The following is a 543-nucleotide window of genomic DNA, read 5'->3' as shown; positions in this document are numbered from 1 at the left end:
TTTCATGCTGCACTCGTAATGAAGTACGCATCTAACCACTTATTATTTAGGTGTAAATTCCAGTTCGATAGTCATGGATGTGAACGTTGGATAAAACCCAAATTCAGCTAGAAGACGAGCTTAACTCACTCAAAGGGCAAGTGAAAACGCACCCTGAACGCACTCTTCGCCTCGCCGAGCAGTGCCGCATTCGCGCGGAACAAATACTGTTTATTGACGGAGAAATCAAAGCGTTACTCGTCATGGCGCACAGTTGTTGGTGTTTGATGGAATATCGCCAAGGGCTGAAATTCATCAAAGACGCCTACAATAAGCAAATCCAACTGGACACCGACGATCACCTTCCAGAAATTCTGCATATCTTCGCCCTTCAATACTGGGGACAAGCCAAATATTACTCGGCGCAGCAATATTGGATTAATGCCTTGGAGCAATCGGCTTTGGTCGATGACATTGAGATTCAGATTGAATCCCTGATTGGTCTTGGCAATGTTTGGCGCATCACCAACGAACACAAACTTGCCGCATCGACTCATGAGCTTG

General features: G+C 45.7%; 1 pseudogene. It reads left to right on the top strand.

The features are described from left to right. Positions 1 to 86: 86 nt before the first annotated feature. Positions 87 to 543 (top strand): annotated as a pseudogene (locus tag R8O11_RS30605) (hypothetical protein); the annotation flags it as partial.

The sequence above is a fragment of the Vibrio sp. 1288 genome (assembly GCF_033344475.1).
This window is presented reverse-complemented; position numbering and strand designations above follow the sequence as displayed.